General features: G+C 73.5%; 19 protein-coding genes. 7 read left to right on the top strand and 12 right to left on the bottom strand.

Going from position 1 to position 17,942, the window contains the following annotated elements:
• Positions 1 to 74: 74 nt before the first annotated feature.
• Entirely contained in the window at positions 75 to 1,064 is a 990-nt protein-coding gene (locus SM577_RS15050; RefSeq protein ID WP_474581088.1) for a 4-hydroxy-3-methylbut-2-enyl diphosphate reductase, read from the bottom strand.
• 166 nt (positions 1,065 to 1,230) lie between these two features.
• Between SM577_RS15050 and xseA the strand changes: the two genes are divergently transcribed.
• Positions 1,231 to 2,454 carry an exodeoxyribonuclease VII large subunit gene (gene xseA, locus SM577_RS15045; RefSeq protein ID WP_474587130.1) on the top strand — a complete coding sequence of 408 codons (1,224 nt, stop codon included), beginning with the start codon at positions 1,231 to 1,233 and terminating at the stop codon, positions 2,452 to 2,454.
• A gap of 36 nt (positions 2,455 to 2,490) precedes the next feature.
• Positions 2,491 to 2,700, top strand: coding sequence for an exodeoxyribonuclease VII small subunit (locus SM577_RS15040; protein WP_167181668.1), 210 nt, complete (start codon positions 2,491 to 2,493; stop codon positions 2,698 to 2,700).
• A gap of 55 nt (positions 2,701 to 2,755) precedes the next feature.
• On the opposite strand, the gene SM577_RS15035 is transcribed toward SM577_RS15040, so the two are convergent.
• The 3 genes from SM577_RS15035 to SM577_RS15025 form a co-directional block, all read right to left on the bottom strand.
• Positions 2,756 to 3,604: a hypothetical protein gene (locus SM577_RS15035; RefSeq protein ID WP_474581090.1), complete on the bottom strand. Its 849-nt coding sequence runs from the start codon at positions 3,602 to 3,604 to the stop codon at positions 2,756 to 2,758.
• 303 nt (positions 3,605 to 3,907) lie between these two features.
• On the bottom strand, positions 3,908 to 4,717 hold the full coding sequence (locus SM577_RS15030) for a hypothetical protein (protein ID WP_302918217.1): 810 nt from the start codon (positions 4,715 to 4,717) through the stop codon (positions 3,908 to 3,910).
• A gap of 186 nt (positions 4,718 to 4,903) precedes the next feature.
• Positions 4,904 to 5,641, bottom strand: a complete 738-nt coding sequence (locus SM577_RS15025; protein ID WP_302918218.1) for a DUF4245 domain-containing protein — start codon at positions 5,639 to 5,641, stop codon at positions 4,904 to 4,906.
• A gap of 157 nt (positions 5,642 to 5,798) precedes the next feature.
• Between SM577_RS15025 and glpX the strand changes: the two genes are divergently transcribed.
• Positions 5,799 to 6,830, top strand: a complete 1,032-nt coding sequence (gene glpX, locus SM577_RS15020) for a class II fructose-bisphosphatase (protein WP_302918219.1) — start codon at positions 5,799 to 5,801, stop codon at positions 6,828 to 6,830.
• Positions 6,827 to 7,810 (top strand): DMT family transporter, encoded by a 984-nt coding sequence (locus SM577_RS15015; protein WP_302918220.1) that lies wholly within the window; start codon positions 6,827 to 6,829, stop codon positions 7,808 to 7,810. Before glpX ends, SM577_RS15015 begins: the two co-directional genes overlap by 4 nt.
• Before the next feature lie 55 nt (positions 7,811 to 7,865).
• On the opposite strand, the gene SM577_RS15010 is transcribed toward SM577_RS15015, so the two are convergent.
• Positions 7,866 to 8,795: an NAD-dependent epimerase/dehydratase family protein gene (locus tag SM577_RS15010; protein ID WP_474587129.1), complete on the bottom strand. Its 930-nt coding sequence runs from the start codon at positions 8,793 to 8,795 to the stop codon at positions 7,866 to 7,868.
• 140 nt (positions 8,796 to 8,935) lie between these two features.
• Between SM577_RS15010 and SM577_RS15005 the strand changes: the two genes are divergently transcribed.
• Positions 8,936 to 9,634, top strand: coding sequence for a TetR/AcrR family transcriptional regulator (locus SM577_RS15005; RefSeq protein WP_474587128.1), 699 nt, complete (start codon positions 8,936 to 8,938; stop codon positions 9,632 to 9,634).
• Here SM577_RS15005 and SM577_RS15000 read toward each other — a convergent pair.
• From SM577_RS15000 to SM577_RS14970, 7 genes are all read right to left on the bottom strand, one after another.
• A complete protein-coding gene (locus SM577_RS15000) occupies positions 9,609 to 11,249 on the bottom strand; it encodes a hypothetical protein (RefSeq protein WP_474587127.1) in 1,641 nt (546 codons plus the stop codon). The genes SM577_RS15005 and SM577_RS15000 overlap by 26 nt on opposite strands.
• A 66-nt stretch (positions 11,250 to 11,315) precedes the next feature.
• On the bottom strand, positions 11,316 to 12,284 hold the full coding sequence (locus tag SM577_RS14995) for an NAD(P)/FAD-dependent oxidoreductase (protein WP_302918224.1): 969 nt from the start codon (positions 12,282 to 12,284) through the stop codon (positions 11,316 to 11,318).
• A gap of 115 nt (positions 12,285 to 12,399) precedes the next feature.
• On the bottom strand, positions 12,400 to 13,053 hold the full coding sequence (locus tag SM577_RS14990; protein WP_302918225.1) for a rhomboid family intramembrane serine protease: 654 nt from the start codon (positions 13,051 to 13,053) through the stop codon (positions 12,400 to 12,402).
• 158 nt (positions 13,054 to 13,211) lie between these two features.
• Complete coding sequence (locus tag SM577_RS14985) at positions 13,212 to 13,898, bottom strand: aggregation-promoting factor C-terminal-like domain-containing protein (RefSeq protein ID WP_302918226.1); 687 nt, start codon at positions 13,896 to 13,898, stop codon at positions 13,212 to 13,214.
• Between the two features lie 279 nt (positions 13,899 to 14,177).
• Entirely contained in the window at positions 14,178 to 15,593 is a 1,416-nt protein-coding gene (locus SM577_RS14980; RefSeq protein WP_302918227.1) for a PhoH family protein, read from the bottom strand.
• Positions 15,594 to 16,001: 408 nt separating this feature from the next.
• Complete coding sequence (locus SM577_RS14975; protein ID WP_088996011.1) at positions 16,002 to 16,334, bottom strand: hypothetical protein; 333 nt, start codon at positions 16,332 to 16,334, stop codon at positions 16,002 to 16,004.
• A gap of 31 nt (positions 16,335 to 16,365) precedes the next feature.
• Positions 16,366 to 16,710 (bottom strand): hypothetical protein, encoded by a 345-nt coding sequence (locus tag SM577_RS14970; RefSeq protein WP_302918228.1) that lies wholly within the window; start codon positions 16,708 to 16,710, stop codon positions 16,366 to 16,368.
• A 264-nt stretch (positions 16,711 to 16,974) separates the two neighbouring features.
• Between SM577_RS14970 and SM577_RS14965 the strand changes: the two genes are divergently transcribed.
• Both SM577_RS14965 and SM577_RS14960 read left to right on the top strand, forming a co-directional pair.
• A complete protein-coding gene (locus SM577_RS14965; protein WP_302918229.1) occupies positions 16,975 to 17,415 on the top strand; it encodes a helix-turn-helix domain-containing protein in 441 nt (146 codons plus the stop codon).
• Positions 17,416 to 17,577: 162 nt separating this feature from the next.
• Entirely contained in the window at positions 17,578 to 17,931 is a 354-nt protein-coding gene (locus SM577_RS14960; RefSeq protein ID WP_302918230.1) for a hypothetical protein, read from the top strand.
• Positions 17,932 to 17,942 lie beyond the last annotated feature (11 nt).

Here is a 17,942-nt window from a genome sequence, read left to right as displayed (position 1 = left end):
GGCCGCGTCGCCGCGCACCACGGCCGCGTCGCCGCGCACCACGGCCGCGTCGCCGCGCACTGCGGTCGCCGCCGTCAGCCGCGGGCCGCCGCGGCGGCCTTCATGTCGCGCTTGAGCTCCTGCGGCAGCGAGAAGGTCAGCCGCTCGTTGGCGGTGACCACCTCCTCGACCTCGGTGAAGCCGCGCGCGGCGAGGTGGGTGAGCACCTCCTGGACCAGCTCGTCGGGCACGCTGGCGCCGGAGGTCAGCCCGACCGTCCGCGCCCCGGCCAGCCACGCGTCGTCGATCTCGTGGGCGAAGTCGACCAGGTGACCGGCGCGCGCGCCGGCGTCCAGGGCCACCTCGACCAGGCGTACGGAGTTGGAGGAGTTGCGCGAGCCGACCACGATCACCACGTCGCAGTCCGGGGCGATCTCCTTGACCACGTGCTGCCGGTTCGAGGTGGCGTAGCAGATGTCGTCGCTGGGCGGCGACTGGAGCATCGGCAGCCGCTTCTTCAGCCGGGCCACCGTCTCCAGCGTCTCGTCGACCGACAGGGTGGTCTGGGAGAGCCAGACGACCTTGTTCGGGTCGCGGACGGTGATCTTGTCAGCGTCCTCCGGGCCGTCGACCAGCTGGATGTGCTCGGGAGCCTCACCGGAGGTGCCGATGACCTCTTCGTGCCCCTCGTGCCCGATCAGCAGGATGTCGTAGTCCTCGGCGGCGAACCGCTTGGCCTCCTGGTGCACCTTGGTGACCAGCGGGCAGGTCGCGTCGATCGCCTTCAGCGAGCGCGCCTTGGCCTGCTCGTAGACCTCGGGGGCGACGCCGTGCGCGGAGAAGATGACGGTGGCGCCCTCCGGCACCTCCTCGTTCTCCTCCACGAAGATCGCGCCCTTGGCCTCCAGGGTGCGCACCACGTGCTTGTTGTGCACGATCTGCTTGCGTACGTAGATCGGGGCACCGTAGAGCTTGAGCGCCTCCTCCACGGTCTGCACCGCGCGGTCGACGCCCGCGCAGTAGCCCCGGGGCTTGGCCAGGAGCACGCGCTTGCCGGTCCGGGAAGTCGCTTCAGCCTGAGTCACCCGCCCATCCTACGTGCCACCCCACCCACCCACCCGCCCCGCGACCCCACCCCACCCCCGCCCCCCACCGGTGATCATGAGGTTGGCGGCACGTCCCGAGATCGACACCGCCGCCAACCTCATGATCAACGCGGGGATGGTCGGGGGTGGGCCGTAGGGTGGGCGGGTGAACGCGGGCGAGGTGGCCGGGAAGAGCAGCTCCGAGGAGCCGTGGCCGGTCCGGGTGGTGAGCCAGAAGGTCGGTCAGTGGATCGCCCGGCTGGGGTGGGTGTGGGTGGACGGGCAGGTGGCCCAGATCAGCCGCCGCCCCGGCGCCACCACCGTCTTCCTCACCCTGCGGGACCCGTCGGCCGACCTGAGCCTGACCGTCACCACCAACCGCGACGTCCTCGACGCCGGCGCGCCCGAGCTGCGCGAGGGGGCCCGGGTGGTGCTGCACGCCAAGCCCGAGTTCTACGCCGCCCGGGGCACGTTGAGCCTGCGCGCCGACGAGATCCGGCAGGTCGGCCTCGGCGAGCTGCTGGCTCGGCTGGAGAAGCTCAAGAAGCTGCTCGCCGCCGAGGGGCTCTTCGACCGGGCCCGCAAGCGCCGCCCGCCGTTCCTGCCCAACCGGATCGGGCTGATCACCGGCCGCGCCTCGGCCGCCGAGCGGGACGTGCTGACCAACGCCCGGCGGCGCTGGCCGGCGGTGGAGTTCCGCACCGTCAACGTGGCCGTGCAGGGGCCGAGCGCCGTCCCGCAGATCGTCGACGCGCTCAGGGTGCTGGACGCCGACCCGACCATCGACGTGATCATCCTCGCCCGGGGCGGCGGCAGCATCGAGGACCTGCTCCCCTTCTCCGACGAGGCGCTCTGCCGGGCCGTCTTCGCCTGCCGTACGCCGGTGGTCAGCGCGATCGGCCACGAGACCGACGCGCCGCTGGTCGACTACGTCGCCGACCTGCGCGCCTCCACCCCGACCGACGCGGCCAAGCGGGTCGTCCCCGACCTCGCCGAGGAGGTACGCCTCATCGGCCAGGCCCGGCACCGGCTGGAACGGGCGGTACGCAACCTGGTCGACCGCGAGTCGCACCGGCTCGACGGGCTGCGCTCCCGCCCGGTGCTGGCCCGACCCGAGGTGATGGTCGAGCAGCGGGCCACCGAGGTGACCGCCCTGCGCCAGCGCGCCGGGCGCTGCCTGGAGCATCGGCTCGCCGCCGCCACCGACGACCTGCGGCACACCCTGGCCCGGCTGCGCGCCCTCTCCCCGGCCGCCACCCTCGACCGGGGGTACGCGATCGTCCAGCGCGCCGACGGCCACGTGGTACGCGCCGCGTCCGAGGTGGGCAAGGGTGACCCGCTGCGGGTCCGGCTCGCCGAGGGCGAGCTGGCCGCGACGGTCGACGGCTGACCGGGGCCGGAAGCACGATGTGGTGGGATGGCAGCGATGACTGACGAGAAGAACGACGAGCGGCTCAGCTACGAGCAGGCCCGCGCCGAGTTGGCGTCGGTGGTCGAGCGGCTGGAGGCCGGCGGCACCTCGCTGGAGGAGTCGCTGGCGCTCTGGGAGCGCGGCGAGGCGCTCGCGGTGATCTGCCAGCGCTGGCTCGACGGCGCCCGGGCCCGCATCGACGCCGCCCGCCAGCCCGCCGAGTGACCGGCGCGCCGGTCGTGGTGGGCGGCGCTCAGCCCACCACGACCGCGCGGCCAGCTCAGTTGAAGAGGTTGTACAGCTCCTGCGGCGCCTCGACCACCTGGTCCGCCGGGGGCTTCTGCGCGGCGGTGGCGTTGCCGTAGTCGGAGTAGGTGATGCGGACGTCCTGCGCCTTGTTCTGGCCGGCGGCCGGGATCTGCACCACCAGCTCGCTGAGCCGGCCCTGCGGGTCGAGCCGCGCGGTGAACGGCACCGACTTGGCCTGCGCGCCGAGCGCGGTGATCACGCCGGGGTCCATCGAGCCGGCCTCGGCGGCCTTCGACACGTCGATGGTGCCGGCGTAGCTGCCCTCGCCGGTCTGCCGTACCTCGGTGATGCCCTGGGTCAGCACGTCGCTGCCGGCCGGGTCGAGCTTGTCGAAGTCGAAGCCGAGATTGCGGTTGCCCTTGATCCGGGTCTGGTCGAGGTGCTGGTACTTGCCCAGGTTGAGCTTCTGCACGGCCGGCAGGCTGCCGGCGGTCTTCCCGCCCAGCTCCAGCTTGACCCAGCTGTCCGGCCGGGCGTGGATGAGGTCGAGCTTCATGAACAGGTCGTCGGTCGGTGCGCCGACGGTCACCCGCATCTCGGCACTCTGGCTCGGCTCGTGCACCTGCCCCTCCGCCGTGGAGCCGGCGCCGGACATGGTGAACCGGAAGTTGCCGTTGCTGATCTCGCGGGTGGAGTTCAGCAGCGCCTGCTTGGCGTCACCGGCCGCCGGGGACGCGGCACCGGAGGCGGTGCCCGACGCCGAGACGGTCGGGGTGGCGGACGAGCCCGCCGATGGGGTCCCGGTGGCGTTGCAGGCGGCGAGACCGGGAGTGAAGAGCGCGGCGGCCACCAGGCCGGCACCCAGTCGTCGAACAGTCATCTGTGTCTCCCAAGGGGGTCACCCGACGCACCTGGCGGCGGCCGGAAACCGGGCGACGCGGCAGCACTGTCGGCCACGCCGCGCGGGCCCGCCGGAGTCGGCCGGGCGAGTCCGCTGCTCTGTTGTTCCCTGCCGCCGCGTCGCACAATCACCGTTCTGTCCGGTTGCCCCGGCCGGGTGACCGCGGGGCGGGCCCGCCACCGCCGCCCGATCCCCGCCGCAGCCGCACGCGGACCGGCCGAAACAGGCCCCCGACATGCGGAAACGGGGCGGCCGAGGCCGCCCCGTCCCGGTCGTGACGACCTACTTGAACATCTCGTACGTCTGCTCGGAGGCCTCGACCACCTTGCTCGCCGGCGGCTTCTGGGCGGCGGTGGCGCTGCCGTAGTCGGCGTACGTGATCTTCACCTCGTGGGCCTCGGCCTCACCGGCGGCCGGGACCGCGATGGCGATCTCGGTGAGCCGGCCCTGCGCGTCGACCTTGGCCGTGAACGGCAGCGCCTTGGCCTGCGCGGCGAGCGCCTCGACGACCTCCTCGTCGAGGGCGGCCGACTCGGTGGCCCCGGTGATGTCGATCGTGCCGGCGAAGCTGCCCTCACCGGTGCGCCGCACCTCGGTGACGCCCTTGATCAGCGCCGCGCTGTCGGACGGGTCGAGCGTCTCGGCGTTGAGCTGGAGCCCCTTGGCGCCCTCGATCTTGGACTGGTCGAGGTGCTGGTACTTGCCCTTGTTCTTGTCGGCGCCCAGAGCCTCGAACATCTTGCCGCCGAGGTCCAGCTTGACCCAGCTCTCCTTCTCGATGTAGATGAAGTCCACGTCCATCGACACGTCGCCGGTGCCGTCGTCGAACGTCATCGTGAACTGGGCGCTGTTGCTCGGCTTGTGCACCAGGCCCTTGCCGGTCGACTGGTGGCCGACGACGGTGAAGGTGAAGTTGCCCTTGCCGATCTCCCGGGTGGAGGCCAGCAACGCCTCCTTGGGGTCGGCGGGGGCAGCGGCCGACGCGGACCCGCCGGGGGCCGCCGACTCGGCGGTGTCCGACTTGCAGGCGGCGAGGCCGGGCACGAGCAGGGAGGCGGCGAGCACGCCGACACTCCACCGTCGAATGTTCACAGGCTTTCCTTTGCGCATGCGGAATCGCCCGGCCGACGGAGTCGGCGGGCACGGTGATGGTCACCCCACCGGCTGGTCGGACCGGGCCGGGGCGGTGAGCCGGGGCAGCCTAACCGACCCGACCGACCTCGTGGGGGCCACCGGGGCGCACAAGTGGTCGTCGATGGCGGGGTCGGCCGGCGCTCCTCAGCGCAGCGAGGTGGCGAGGTGGCGCAGTTCGTTGTCCCGGGCGTCACCCACCACGATCACCGTCCGGTTCGGCTCCAGCAGCACCAGCGCCTGCTCGTTGCCCCGGGCGGTGTACCGCTGCCAGGTGCGCCCGCCCAGGTCGGTCTGCCCCTGCGGCTGGCCCTGGTCGGTCAGCTCGGTCGGCAGCAGCCGCTCCGCCGGCACGTTGCTCTGCACCAGCTGGGCGCCCCGACCCTCCGGGGTGAGGTAGCCCAGGCGCAGCGTCGACCCGCCCTCGACGGTCTGGAAGTTGGCGCTGACCGTCCGCCAGCCGTCGCCCAGGTCGGCCGGAACGGCCACCGGGAACGCGTTGGCCGCCCGGGCCGACTCGACGGCCGGCGCCGGATCGACGGTGATCGGCTCGTCGCCGCCGAGGAAGCCCCGGTAGAAGGCGAGCAGCAGGGCGATCGGGATCAGCAGCACCAACAGCGAGATGGCCATGTCCTTGGGTGACCGCTCGGACTTGCCCGCGTCCACCCGCGGCGGCGGGGCGGGCACCTCCCCGGTCTCCGCGGCGCCGTCGACCTCGGCGCCGCCGGCCCCTTCGCCGGGTACGCGGGCGGCCGGGCCGGGCTCGACCAGGGCCGGCTCGGCGGCCGGGGCAACGGGCGGTCGGGCGCCCTCCGGCACCGGTGGGTGGCCCTCCGGCGGGGTCGAGTCGGCGGGTACGCGATCGGCAGGCTGTGCGGGTTCCACCGTGCCATCTTCCCGCACCGCCCGACCGGCGGTATCCGGGCCATCACCGCCCCGCCCCGGCGTCGGGTCGGCCATCGTGTGAGGATCAGCGACAAACCGGCAGCCGCGACACCGAATGCTGCCGGCCCACCCCGCACCGTCGCGAGGAGGAGCCGTCATGACGAACACCAGGACGCGGATCCCACAGGATCTCGACCGCAACCTTGCCCTCGACCTGGTCCGGGTCACCGAAGCCGCGGCGATGGCGGCCGGCCGGTGGGTCGGCCGGGGCGACAAGGAGGGCGGCGACGGGGCCGCCGTCGACGCGATGCGCAAGCTGATCAACTCGATCCCGATGCGGGGCGTGGTGGTGATCGGCGAGGGCGAGAAGGACAACGCGCCGATGCTGTTCAACGGCGAGGAGGTCGGCGACGGCACCGGCCCGGAGGTGGACGTCGCGGTCGACCCGATCGACGGCACCACCCTGATGAGCAAGGGCATGCCGAACGCCCTGGCGGTGCTCGCGGTCGCCGAGCGGGGGGCGATGTTCGACCCCAGCGCGGTCTTCTACATGGAGAAGCTCGCCGTCGGCCCGGTCTACGCCGACGTGGTGGACATCAACGCCGGGGTGGCCGAGAACCTGCGCCGGATCGCCAAGGTCAAGGGCACCGACGTCTCCGAGGTGACGGTCTGCGTGCTCGACCGGTCCCGGCACGACGACCTGGTCGCGCAGATCCGCCGGACCGGCGCCGGCATCCGGTTCATCTCCGACGGGGACATCGCGGGCGCCATCGCCGCCGCCCGCGGCGAGTCGGACGTCGACGTGCTGATGGGCATCGGCGGTACGCCGGAGGGGATCACCGCCGCCTGCGCGCTCAAGTGCATGGGCGGGGCGATGCAGGCCAAGCTCTGGCCGCGCGACGACGAGGAGCGGGAGAAGGCGCTCGCCGCCGGGCACGACCTGGACCGGGTGCTCACCACCGACGACCTGGTCACCGGGGACAACTGCTTCTTCGTGGCCACCGGCGTCACCTCCGGCGACCTGCTGCGCGGGGTCCGCTACAAGGCCGGTGGGGCGTACACCCAGTCGATCGTGATGCGCTCTAAGAGCGGCACCATCCGGGTGATCGACTCGTACCACCGGCTGGAGAAGCTGGCGCTCTACTCGGCCGTCGACTTCGACGGCCGTCCGCTGGCCGAGCAGGAGTGAGCGCCGCCGGGACGACGGTCCGACCCGTCCCGCCGGCGACCCGCCGGATCGTCGGGGTGGGCTTGGCGATCGCCTCCGGGGTCGCCGTGGCCGTGCAGTCCCGGATCAACGGCGAGTTGGGCGTACGGCTGGCCGACGGGATCGCCGCCGCGGTGGTCTCCTTCGGGCTGGGCCTGCTGGTGCTGCTGGTGCTGGTGCCCGCGACGCCGACCGGGCGGCGGGGGCTGGCCGCCCTGCGCCGCGCGCTGGCCGCCGGCGAGCTGCGGCCGGTGCAGTGCCTGGGCGGCGTCTGCGGCGCGTTCCTCGTGGCCAGCCAGGGGCTGACCATCGGCGCGCTCGGTGTGGCGGTCTTCACCGTGGCGGTGGTCGCCGGCCAGTCGGCGAGCAGCCTGGCCGTGGACCGCGCCGGGGTCGGCCCGGCCGGCCGGCAACCGGTCACCGGCCAGCGGCTGGCCGGCGCCGGGCTGACCGTGGTCGCCGTGCTGCTCGCCGTCGGCGACCGGTTCGGCGACCCGGCCGCGCTGGCGCTGGCCGTGCTGCCGCTGCTCGCCGGGGTGGCCATCGCCTGGCAGCAGGCGGTCAACGGCCGGGTACGGGTGGCCACCGGCAGCGCGCTGACCGCCACGCTGGTCAACTTCACCGCCGGCACGCTGGCCCTGCTCGTCACGTTCGCCGTCGACCTGGCGGTACGCGGCCGCCCGACGGGCGGGCTGCCCAGCGAGCCCTGGCTCTACCTGGGCGGCCCGATCGGCATCGTGTTCATCGCGCTCGCCGCCGCGATCGTCCGGTTCACCGGCGTGCTGCTGCTCGGCCTGGCCACCATCGCCGGCCAGGTGGTCGGCGCCGTGCTGGTCGACCTGGTGCTGCCCACCGCGGCCTCGCACCCCGGCCCGGCCACGCTGCTGGGCGCGGCGCTGACCCTGGTCGCGGTGGTGGTGGCCGCCGTGGGCCCACCCGTGCGCCGCCCCGCCATCCGCTGAGCGGGTGGGGCCGGCGACCGACGGCCGGGCGTCACCCGGGACGAACGCCGGTGGGTCAGCCGGTGACCCGGGCCGGGGCGGGCAGGGTGGCGGCGAGCGCCTCGTCGAGCGGTGTGGGGTCGATGCCGAAGGTCGCCGTGGTGGCCGTGGAGTCGAGCAGGAACGGCCGCTCGAACTGGTAGGCCACCTCGCGCATCTCCTTCGCGGTCGGGTCGAACAGCCCGCCGAGCCAGAGCACCGGGCCGGGCATCCGGGTCAACCGCGGGGCCGGCGCGCCGGCCACGGTCGCCGCCCGGGTGGCCAGTTCCCGGATCGAGACCGCCGGCGGTGACGGCACGTGCCAGGGGCGGCCCCAGCCGCGCTCGTCACCGGCCACCGCGACCAGCGTCCGGGCCACGTCACCGACGTACGTCCAGCTGTGCGGCGCGTCCAGGTCGGCCGGCACCAGCGCCCGCCGGCCGGCCGCCACCCGGGGCAGCACCAGCATGGTCACCAGCGACTGCGCGCCGGCGCCCAGGTAGTCGGAGCCCCGCACCTCGCTGACCCGGACCCGGCCGGCCCGGTGGGCGGCCAGCGCGTCCGTCCACATCCGCACCCGGACCTGGCCCTTCACGCTGTTCGGCCGCAGCGGCGTCGACTCGGTCATCGGCGCGTCGACCGGGCCGTAGCCGTAGAGGTTGCCGACCGTGGCGAGCACCGCGCCGCCGCGCTCGGCGGCGGTGAGCAGCGCGCCGGCCAGCGGCGGCCAGTCCGTGGTCCACCGGTGGTAGGCCGGGTTCGCGCAGTTGTAGAGCGCCACCGCGCCGGTGGTCAGCTCGGCCAGCCGCTCGGCGTCCGTGGCGTCCGCCGCTACCCGCTCGACGCCCGGGTGCTCCGGCCCCCCACCGCGGCGGGTCACCAGCCGCACCCGCTCGCCCCGGTCGGCCAGGAGTCGGGCGGTGGCCGAGCCGACCGGACCGGCGCCGACGATCACATGCAGTGCCATCAGGATTCACTCTCCAGAGCGGTCATACGTTTTGAGAGCACTGCTCTCGGTAGAGCACCAGCATGCCCGCGCCGGCCGGGCCGCGTCAAGAGCAGTGCTCTCGATTTTGATACGCGCTCTCTCCATGGCAGGGTGAACGCATGTCCGCGTCCTCGATCCGCGCCCGGGTCCGCGCCGAGATGATCGACGAGATCAAGGCGGTGGCCCGGCGGCACCTGGCCACCGACGGCGCCAACCTCTCCCTGCGGGCGGTGGCCCGCGACATGGGCATGGTCTCGTCGGCGATCTACCGCTACTTCCCCAGTCGGGACGAGCTGCTCACCGCGCTGATCATCGAGGCGTACGACGCGCTGGGCAGCGCGGTGGAGGCCGCGGACGCCGACCGCGACCGCGCCGACCTGCGCGGGCGCTGGCACGCGGTCTGCCGCGCGGCCCGCGGCTGGGCGCTCGCCCATCCCGCCGAGTACGCGCTGCTCTACGGCAGCCCGGTGCCCGGCTACGCCGCCCCGGACGCCACCATCGGGCCGGCCCAGCGGCCGCCGCTGACCCTGATCGGCATCCTGCGCGACGGGTTCGCCGCCGGCCGGATCGAGCCGCCGCCGGCCACCGAGCCGGCCGGGCCGCTCCGCGCCGACCTGGCGGAGCTGGCCGCGCAGCTCGGTGGCGGCCTGCCCGAGGCGCTGCTGGCCCGCGGCATGGCCGGCTGGACCCAGCTCTTCGGGCTGATCAGCTTCGAGCTGTTCGGCCGGATCAACCGCGCGCTCCCGCACCGGGACCACTACTTCGACCACCAGATCGCGCTGATGGCCGACCTCATCGGCCTCCCGCGTCCGGCTTGACCCGGCCGCCGTCCGGCACACCGGGCGCGGGGCCGGCGGGGCGCGGCGCAGGCCAGGGCGGGTCAGGATCATCCGGGCTGCCGGCGCCGACCAACCGTGCCGCCCGCCATCCCAGCACCAGTCCCGGCCCGGCGGCCAGCACCGCCAGCAACACCGCCACCCGGGCGTACGCCGGCCGGCCGTAGAGCCATCCCGTCAACGGCAGCGCGGCCAGGGCCACGGCGACGGCGCCGGCCAGCAGCACCTCCAGGCTCCACCGGCCGGGTGCGCCCCGGCTCCAGAGCGGTACCAGCGCGAACAGCATCCCGGCCAGTAGCGCCACGAGGAGGGCGAGCAACGCCGCGATCGCGGTGACGGACTGGTCCAGCCACACCGCGGCCAGCAGGGTCGCGGCGATGGCGCCGAGCGAGGCCAGGCAGACCGGCAGCCACGGACCGTATCCGGCGCGACGCCCGGCCCGCGCGGCGGACAGGAGGAGCACCGCGACGCCCAGGGTGAGCCCGAACATCGCGGCCCGGAGCGGATCCCCGCCCCGGTCGGCGGGAGTGCTCCGGCCGAGCGTCGGAGGGCGTCCGTCGAACGGATGCCCGCTCACCTGCGCGCCGACGAAGCCGACCCGCTGCCAGGTCCCGTCGGGGCCACGGAGGGCGAAGCCATCCCGGCCGTTGGCGACGAGCACCACGTGCCGGCCGTCGGCGGTGTCCTGCACGGCCAGTTCCTGGCCGACTATCCGGGTGCCGTTGCGTCCCGACTGGGGGTACTGGCGGATCAGGACCGCCCGCTGCGCCTCAGTCACCTCCCAGGCCAGTCGCCACGAGCGGCCGCCGTCGTCGCTCTCGTCCACCCGGATCCGGCCGGCCACCAGGCGGTAGCAGCGCGCCGGCACGGCCACCGAGCAGCTCCGGCGCAACGGCTCGACCGCCGACCCCGGCTCGCCCGCCAGCGCCTGCGCTTCGCGGGGGTCAGCGTCACGCCAGGTGACCCCCGCGTCGTCACTCACCCGCCAGGAGGGGACGCCGGACGCGTGGTCGTCGTAGCTGTCGCCGATGCCGGCGGCCAGCCGACCGTCCACGACTTCGGCCCGCGACGCGTCCGGGTAGTGCACCGCGCTGGTGGCCGCCACGGCGAACGTCGCCGCCGGCAGTAGCACCAGCAACCGGACCAGCCGCGCCGAACGGCCGCGCACGGGTTCCCGCCGGGCCCGGGACCAGCCCCACCCGGCCAGAGCGAGAGCGGGCAGGGCGAGCAGGTCGGTGCGGTCCGCCCGGACCAGCGACGGTCCACTGGTCACGGTCCAGAGGGCCGACGCGCCGGCGGCGACGTACCCGCTGGACTTGACAGCGGTGAAGCTGGCGGCGACGAGACCGAGCCCGGCCACGGCGGCGGTTCGGGCCGGCAGTCGCGGCGCCAGCAGGGTGAGCAGCACCGCGACCAGCGGCGGCGCGAGGACCAGTCCGGCGACGTCGCTGAGCTTCCCGGTCAGCAGGCCCGGGAAGGCCGGCTTGAGCAGGTGGTCGTTGACCACGAGGAGGACCAGGGCGGCGACCGTCGTCGGATGGCCCAGCCAGGCCAGGGTCGCCGGCGCGCCGTCACGCTGCGGGTTCGGGTCGCTCATCGGCCCACGGTCGCAGCAACGGATCTCGATCCGGCCACGACCGGGCCAGCATCCGGTACCGCTGCGTCAGGTGCCGTCGGAGGAGTGCCCGGGGAAGAGGTGGGCGCTCGGGTCGATGGCCACCGCCGCGTTGTTCACCGCGGTGGCGGCCTCCCCGAAGCCGGTCGCGATCAGCCGCACCTTGCCCGGGTACTCGGTGATGTCGCCGGCCGCGAAGATCCGGGGCAGGTTGGTCGCCATCGCGCTGTCGACCACGATGTGCCGGCGGTCCAGCCGCAGTCCCCACTCGGCGAGCGGCCCGAGGTCGGCGGTGAAGCCGAGCGCCGCGATCACGGTGTCCACCGGCAGGGTCTCGGCGGCGCCGCCGCGTACGGTGATCTCGGCGCCGGTCACCGAGCCGTCGCCGTGCAGCCGGGTCACCTCGGCGTTGACCACCACCCGCACCGGCATGGCCAGCACCCGGGCGACAGTGGCGGCGTGCGCCCGGAACTTCTCCCGCCGGTGCACCAGGGTCACCGACCGGGCCAGCGGCTGGAGGGTGGCCGCCCAGTCGAACGCCGAGTCGCCGCCGCCGACGATCAGCACGTCCCGGTCGGCCAGCTCGGCCGGCTGCGGGACGAAGTAGACGATCCCGGCGCCGACGAAGTGCTCGGCGACCGGCAGCGGGCGGGGCGTGAAGCTGCCCAGCCCGCCGGTGATGATGACCGCGCCGCAGCTCACCTGCTCGCCACCGGCCAGCCCGAGCACCGGGCGCTCGCCGGCGTAGCCGAGCTTCTCGGCCCGGGCGCCGAGCAGGTAGAGCGGGTCGAACGGGGCGGCCTGGGCGACCAGGTTCGCCACCAGGTCGCGCCCCTTGATGGACGGGAAGCCGGCCACGTCATGGATCAGCTTCTCCGGGTACATGGCGGTGATCTGCCCGCCGGGCTCGGGCAGTGCGTCGACCACCGCGACGGACAGCCCGCGGAACCCGGCGTAGTACGCCGCGAACAGCCCGGCCGGGCCGGCCCCGATCACCGCGACATCGACCTCGCGCATGGGCGTACCGTCGCTTTCCGCTCACGGATCTACGCGTGCTGATCCCGACGGTAGGGCCGGCGGCGGGCCCGGGCAAGTACGTCCCACCGCGCCGCGGGCGACGCCGGTGGCCTGGTCAGGGCAGGGTGAGCGAGGACTCGGAGTGGTAGGGGCCGCCGAGGTCGGGGCGGCGGCGCCGGAAGACGATCGCGGCCACCACCCCGCCGAGCAGCCCGAACAGGTGCCCCTGCCAGGAGATCCGGTCGTCGGTGGGCAGGATGCCGACCAGCTGCCAGCCGTAGAGGAGGCCGACCAGCAGGACGACAGCGAAGTTCCACCAGCTCCGCTCGACGATGCCCCGGGTGAGCAGGATGCCCAGGTAGCCGAAGATGACCCCGCTGGCGCCCACCACCACCGAGTTGGACGAGCCGGTGAACCACACCCCGAGCCCGCTGACCAGCACGATCACCAGGGTGGACCAGAGGAACCGGCGGGCGCCCGCGGCCAGCACGAAGGTGCCGAGCAGGATCAGCGGGATGCTGTTGCTGTAGAGGTGGTCGAAGCCGTGGTGCAGGAACGGCGAGAAGAAGACCCCGTCCAGCCCGTCGATGCGCTGCGGGATGATCCCGGCGGCGGCGTCCAACCCGAAGGCCAGGCCCTGGTCGGCGGCCTCGACGAGGAACAGGAACGGCACCACGGCGCACATGGCGACGAAGGCCCGGCCGAGCGCGGCGTAGAACGCCTCGGTGCCGAACCGGTGCGGGTCGCCGCTTCCGGGGAGCAGGGTCACCCTCCAATGGCTATCAGCAATCGCCGGCCGCCGCCACTCAGGGCCCGGATCGGCGATCCGCGACGGCGGCGGGGCGGGTGGCACGCCACCCGCCCCGCCGGCCGTTCCGGACATCGCGGCGCGGGGTCAGGCCCGCCGCGCCGGAATGGTCGCCGCGATCAGTACCAGCCCACGTCCTGGGAGTGGGCCCACGCCTTGCAGGGCGTGCCGTAACGGCCCTCGATGTAACCGAGGCCCCACTTGATCTGGGTGGCCGGGTTGGTCTGCCAGTCGTCGGCGACCGAACCCATCTTGCTGCCCGGCAGCGCCTGCGGGATGCCGTACGCCCCGGAGGAGGAGTTGCGGGCCTTGTGGTTCCAGCCGCTCTCCTTGTCCCAGAGCTTGTTCAGGCAGGGGAACTGGTCGATCGCGAAGCCCGCATCGAGCATCAGCGCGCACCCGACCTTCCGGTTGCCGCTGAACTCGGCGCAGGACGCCGGGATCGGCCCGTCGTACGGCTTGCTCTCGGCCGCCTTGCGCTCCGCCTCTTCCCGCGCCTTCTTCCGCGACGCCGCGGCGGCCTCGGCCTCGCGGGCCCGCCGGGCGGCCTCCTTGGCGGCCGCCTCCGCGCGCAGCTTGGCCTGGTACTCGGCGGCCCGCTGCTTGGCGGATTCCAGCTGGTGGGCGGCGTGCCGCTCGCGCTGGTAGTCGAACTCGGCCTGCTCGACCGCGACTGAAGCCTGCGCGGTCAGGCCCTGCTGCTGGGTCTCCCGGTCTTCGCCCAGGTAGAAACCGCCGGCAACGCCCACGGAGAGCAGCGCGACAGCGGCCGTGCGGGCGCCGAACCGGCTCCACAGCCGACTCACGAAGTGGTCCCTTCGTCGGGTGCAAGGACACGGCACGGAGGACGCCCTGGCCGGGCGGTCCACGCCGTGAGCGCCGGCGGCCCTGGGCCGGTGACGACCGGCTCGCCGGGCCGCACCGCCGGGGCCGTCCGCCGTGTGACGAACGATCACCAACGATCTTCCCGGTACCTGGGCGCTCGTGGGACACCATCGCGCACAGTGAGGCTGATGGGAAACCAAGAGCCTCAATTGTGACTTGCACCACTACGAAAATGCGGACAAACGCCCAGGAAACGGTCGTCAGGTCGGGATGTCCTCCAGCAGATCCGTCACCATCGCGGCGATCGGAGAACGCTCCGAACGGCTGAGCGTGACGTGGGCGAAGAGCGGATGGCCCTTCAGGGCCTCGATGACGGCGGTCACGCCGTCGTGCCGACCGACCCGGAGGTTGTCCCGCTGGGCGACGTCGTGGGTGAGCACCACCCGAGAGCCCTGGCCGATCCGGGACAGCACGGTCAGCAGCACCCCGCGCTCCAGCGACTGCGCCTCGTCCACGATGACGAAGGCGTCGTGCAGGCTGCGGCCCCGGATGTGGGTCAGCGGCAGCACCTCCAGCAGGCCGCGCGAGGTGACCTCCTCCAGCACGTTCTCGTGCACCACCGAGCCGAGGGTGTCGAAGACCGCCTGCGCCCAGGGCGACATCTTCTCCGACTCCGATCCGGGCAGGTAGCCCAGTTCCTGCCCGCCGACCGCGTACAGCGGCCGGAAGACGATCACCTTCCGGTGCCGGCGGCGTTCCATCACCGCCTCCAGTCCGGCGCAGAGCGCGAGCGCCGACTTGCCGGTGCCGGCCCGGCCACCCAGCGACACGATCCCGATCGACTCGTCCAGCAGCAGGTCGAGGGCGATCCGCTGCTCGGCCGAGCGGCCGTGCACGCCGAACGCCTCCCGGTCGCCGCGGACCAGCCGGACCGTCTTGTCGGGCAGCACCCGAGCGAGCGCGGAGCCCCGGGCCGACTGCAGCACCAGGCCGGTGTGGCAGGGCAGGCCGGCGGCGCCGTCCAGGTCGAGCGTCTCACCGGCGTAGAGGCGGCCGATCTCCTCCTCGGCCAGCTCCAGTTCGGACATCCCGGTCCAGGTCGGGTCGCTGGCCTGGCCGTGCCGGTACTCGTCCGCGCGCAGGCCCACCGAGGCGGCCTTGACCCGCAGCGGCATGTCCTTGCTGACCAGGGTGACCTCGCGCCCCTCGGCAGCCAGGTTCAGCGCCACGGAGAGGATCCGGGCGTCGTTGCTCTCGTTGCGGAAGCCGGGCGGCAGCACCCCGTCGTCGGTGTGGTTCAGCTCGACGCGCAGCGTGCCGCCGGCGTCGTTGGCGGGCACCGGCCGGTCCAGCCGGCCGTGCCGCACCCGCAGCTCGTCCAGCATGCGCAGGGACTGCCGGGCGAACCAACCCAGCTCCGGGTGGTGCCGCTTGCCCTCCAGCTCCGAGATCACCACCAGCGGCAGCACCACCTCGTGCTCGGCGAAGCGGTGGAAGGCCGCCGGGTCGGAGAGCAGTACCGAGGTGTCCAGGACGAAGGCCTGGCCGCCTGGTCGGGGCTCCTCGGGATCGGCCGGCGCGGCGGCCGCCGTACGGCGGCTCCGGGTGGCGCGGCGGGTCGTGGCAGTCGCGGCCGGGGTCTGGTCGACACCGGCGGTCGTACGGCGAGTCGTCACAGGCCTGCTCCGGCGGATGGGCACCCGGCCACCCGCGTTCCGCCTCGTCCGGTGCCCGGGGACACGGGGTCGGATGCGGGCCCCGTGTGCGAGGTCGCAGGTCCGGGCTGGCCGGCTGGCCCGGGACAACCCCGTGCCATGCCTAGACGCTAGCCGCGCGCGACCGTCCCGGCTAGAGGGCGATCGTGGATCTCTGGTAACGCTCCCGTCAACGACGTGTGACCCCGGCTCGGAGCCGTTCTCGGGCGCGGCGGAACCGGCCGGGATGCATGCCCCCTGCGCGCATCCCGGCCGGCGGGGACCACCGTCACCGGTCTGACGTGGCCCCGACGGTGCGTGTCCGCCGCGGACGACGCACCGTGCCCTGGGTCCGGCCGGCGGGGCTCTCGGGTACCCCGTCGACCGGGCTCAGCCGGTCCGTCGGACGAGGGTGCCGGTCGGGTGCCGCCCGGTGACCGGGGCGGCCGGCGCCGAGAACGACGAGCCGGTGTACGTGGTGCCCGGACGGACCACCGTGGCGCTGACCCGGGTGGTCGGCGGCGGGGTGGACAGCGCGGAGGCGATGGCCGCCTGGGCGTCGCGGCGCCGGCGGTTCCAGGCGCCCCGGTCGCCGTCGAAGTAGCCCTGCCGGTAGCCGAACCGGTAGCCGATCCGGTAGCTGAGCTGACCGTGCAGCCGCCCGGCCGCATAGCTGGTCGAGCCGAGCAGGAGGACGAGGAAGACCGCGAGGAAGGGGCTCATCGGGCGGCTCCGGTCGGTCGGGGGTACCGGGTCATCGCTCCTCCGGCTCGACCGAGGTGGGGTCGACCACCAGGAGCCGGTCCAGGTCGTCCGTGCTGACCTCCTCGACCAGCTCGACGCTGATCCGGCAGCCGTCGAGGACCACCTCGGCCACCGACGAACGGCGGATCTCGCCGCCGGCGTCGTAGACCCGGACGCTGAGTTCGGGGCAGCCGAGATGGGTGCGCCACGCGTTCCACTCGGCCCGGTCGGCGACGCTGAGGGAGAGGAACCGGCAGCCTCGGGCGAGATAGAGCCGCCACGGCGCGCTGAGGCCCGCGGCCACCCCGTCGGCGATCAGGGCGAATGCCTGGGCACGGGTAGCGAGCTCGGTCACCACACCCCCCTCGCGCCGGGGGCGTGACGCATGTGAGCACTGATCGTCTCAAGCACGTGACACACCGTAGGTTGTCTCATGAGCGTGACAGTATCAGCTTTTCGTCCGTTTACCCCCGCACCTACGGGCATCTATTCTGCCCGCGTGACACCCCTCGAAAAGCGCACTGGATCGTTAACGGGGAATCCGAAGATCCCGTCACGTCAGCGTGACAGGAGCGTGCCGGGGCGCCCGTCGACGACGAACTGGCCGTACCGTCGCGACGTGACCGAGACGGCCAACGCACGGAAGATCGCCTTCGCCACCTTCGTCCGCCGCGCGCTCGACGAGGCGCGCGCCACCCGGGCCTGGAGCGGCACCGAGGTCTCCCGACGCACCGGAGTCTCCCGACAGACCATCAACCGCTGGGTACGCGGCGACTGGGCCAGCGACCCCGAGGCGGAACGCGTGGTCGCCTTCTGCGAAGGGCTCGGCCTCGATCCGGCCACCGCGTTCGCCGCACTGGGCTGGGACCGGGCCGCCCGGCCGCGGAGCACCCCGACGCCCCCGCCGATGGACCCGGACGTCGAGGCGCTGCTGCGCCGGCTGGTCGACCCCAACGTTTCCGACGCGGAGAAGTTCCACATTCGAGAGACCATCCGTTACCTCGCATACCGCCCAACCCTGCCGGTCGATGTCCGAAAGCGAGGTAAACAAGCCGGCTAGTTCCTCAGATGGCGAAAGAACAGCAGGTCAGACTCATTCGTTTCGCTCCGGGGCCGGAACGGGCGCGCTAGCGTCCCTATTCGTACTGCTTGGGCTCGTCGTCGGCGGGGGGACGGGACAAGGCCGAACCCAGCCCTGCGGGACAGAAGGAGGGGTCTGTCCATGACCCTGAAATGGTTGGCAGTCGTAGTGGCCACCGTGTCGCTGACACTGTGCGCGACCGGGAACGCGGTGACCCTCGCGGTCGACGGCGGGCAGCTTCCCCTGCTCGTCAATCTCTTCGCGCTCACCACCGCCGGCACCGCGGTCGTCCTGGCCGTCGTCGCCGAGCTGCACGACCGGCTGAACGACCGGGTCAGCGCGCTCACCGAGTTCATGGTGGCGCGACTCAACGAGATCGAGGCCCACACCGGCGACCGCAACACCGGCTTCGTGGAGGGCTACCTGCTCAGCCACGGCCAGGACGCGGCGGTCGTGCCGTTCGGACGCCGGGGACGGGGAGCCGCCGAAGGCTGACCTCCCGCGCC

This window comes from Micromonospora desertarenae (assembly GCF_056150265.1).
Note: the sequence above shows the minus strand (reverse complement) of the source record. Positions and strands in the feature narration are given on the sequence as shown.

Bases quoted from the DNA above. Each gene is read 5' to 3' on its own strand.
- SM577_RS14995 (WP_302918224.1), bottom strand. From the start codon at position 12,284: ATGCGCGAGGTCGATGTCGCGGTGATCGGGGCCGGCCCGGCCGGGCTG.
- SM577_RS15010 (WP_474587129.1), bottom strand. From the start codon at position 8,795: ATGGCACTGCATGTGATCGTCGGCGCCGGTCCGGTCGGCTCGGCCACC.
- SM577_RS15000 (WP_474587127.1), bottom strand. From the start codon at position 11,249: ATGAGCGACCCGAACCCGCAGCGTGACGGCGCGCCGGCGACCCTGGCC.
- SM577_RS14960 (WP_302918230.1), top strand. From the start codon at position 17,578: ATGACCCTGAAATGGTTGGCAGTCGTAGTGGCCACCGTGTCGCTGACA.
- SM577_RS15035 (WP_474581090.1), bottom strand. From the start codon at position 3,604: ATGACTGTTCGACGACTGGGTGCCGGCCTGGTGGCCGCCGCGCTCTTC.
- SM577_RS15040 (WP_167181668.1), top strand. From the start codon at position 2,491: ATGACTGACGAGAAGAACGACGAGCGGCTCAGCTACGAGCAGGCCCGC.
- glpX (WP_302918219.1), top strand. From the start codon at position 5,799: ATGACGAACACCAGGACGCGGATCCCACAGGATCTCGACCGCAACCTT.
- SM577_RS14975 (WP_088996011.1), bottom strand. From the start codon at position 16,334: ATGAGCCCCTTCCTCGCGGTCTTCCTCGTCCTCCTGCTCGGCTCGACC.
- SM577_RS15005 (WP_474587128.1), top strand. From the start codon at position 8,936: ATGTCCGCGTCCTCGATCCGCGCCCGGGTCCGCGCCGAGATGATCGAC.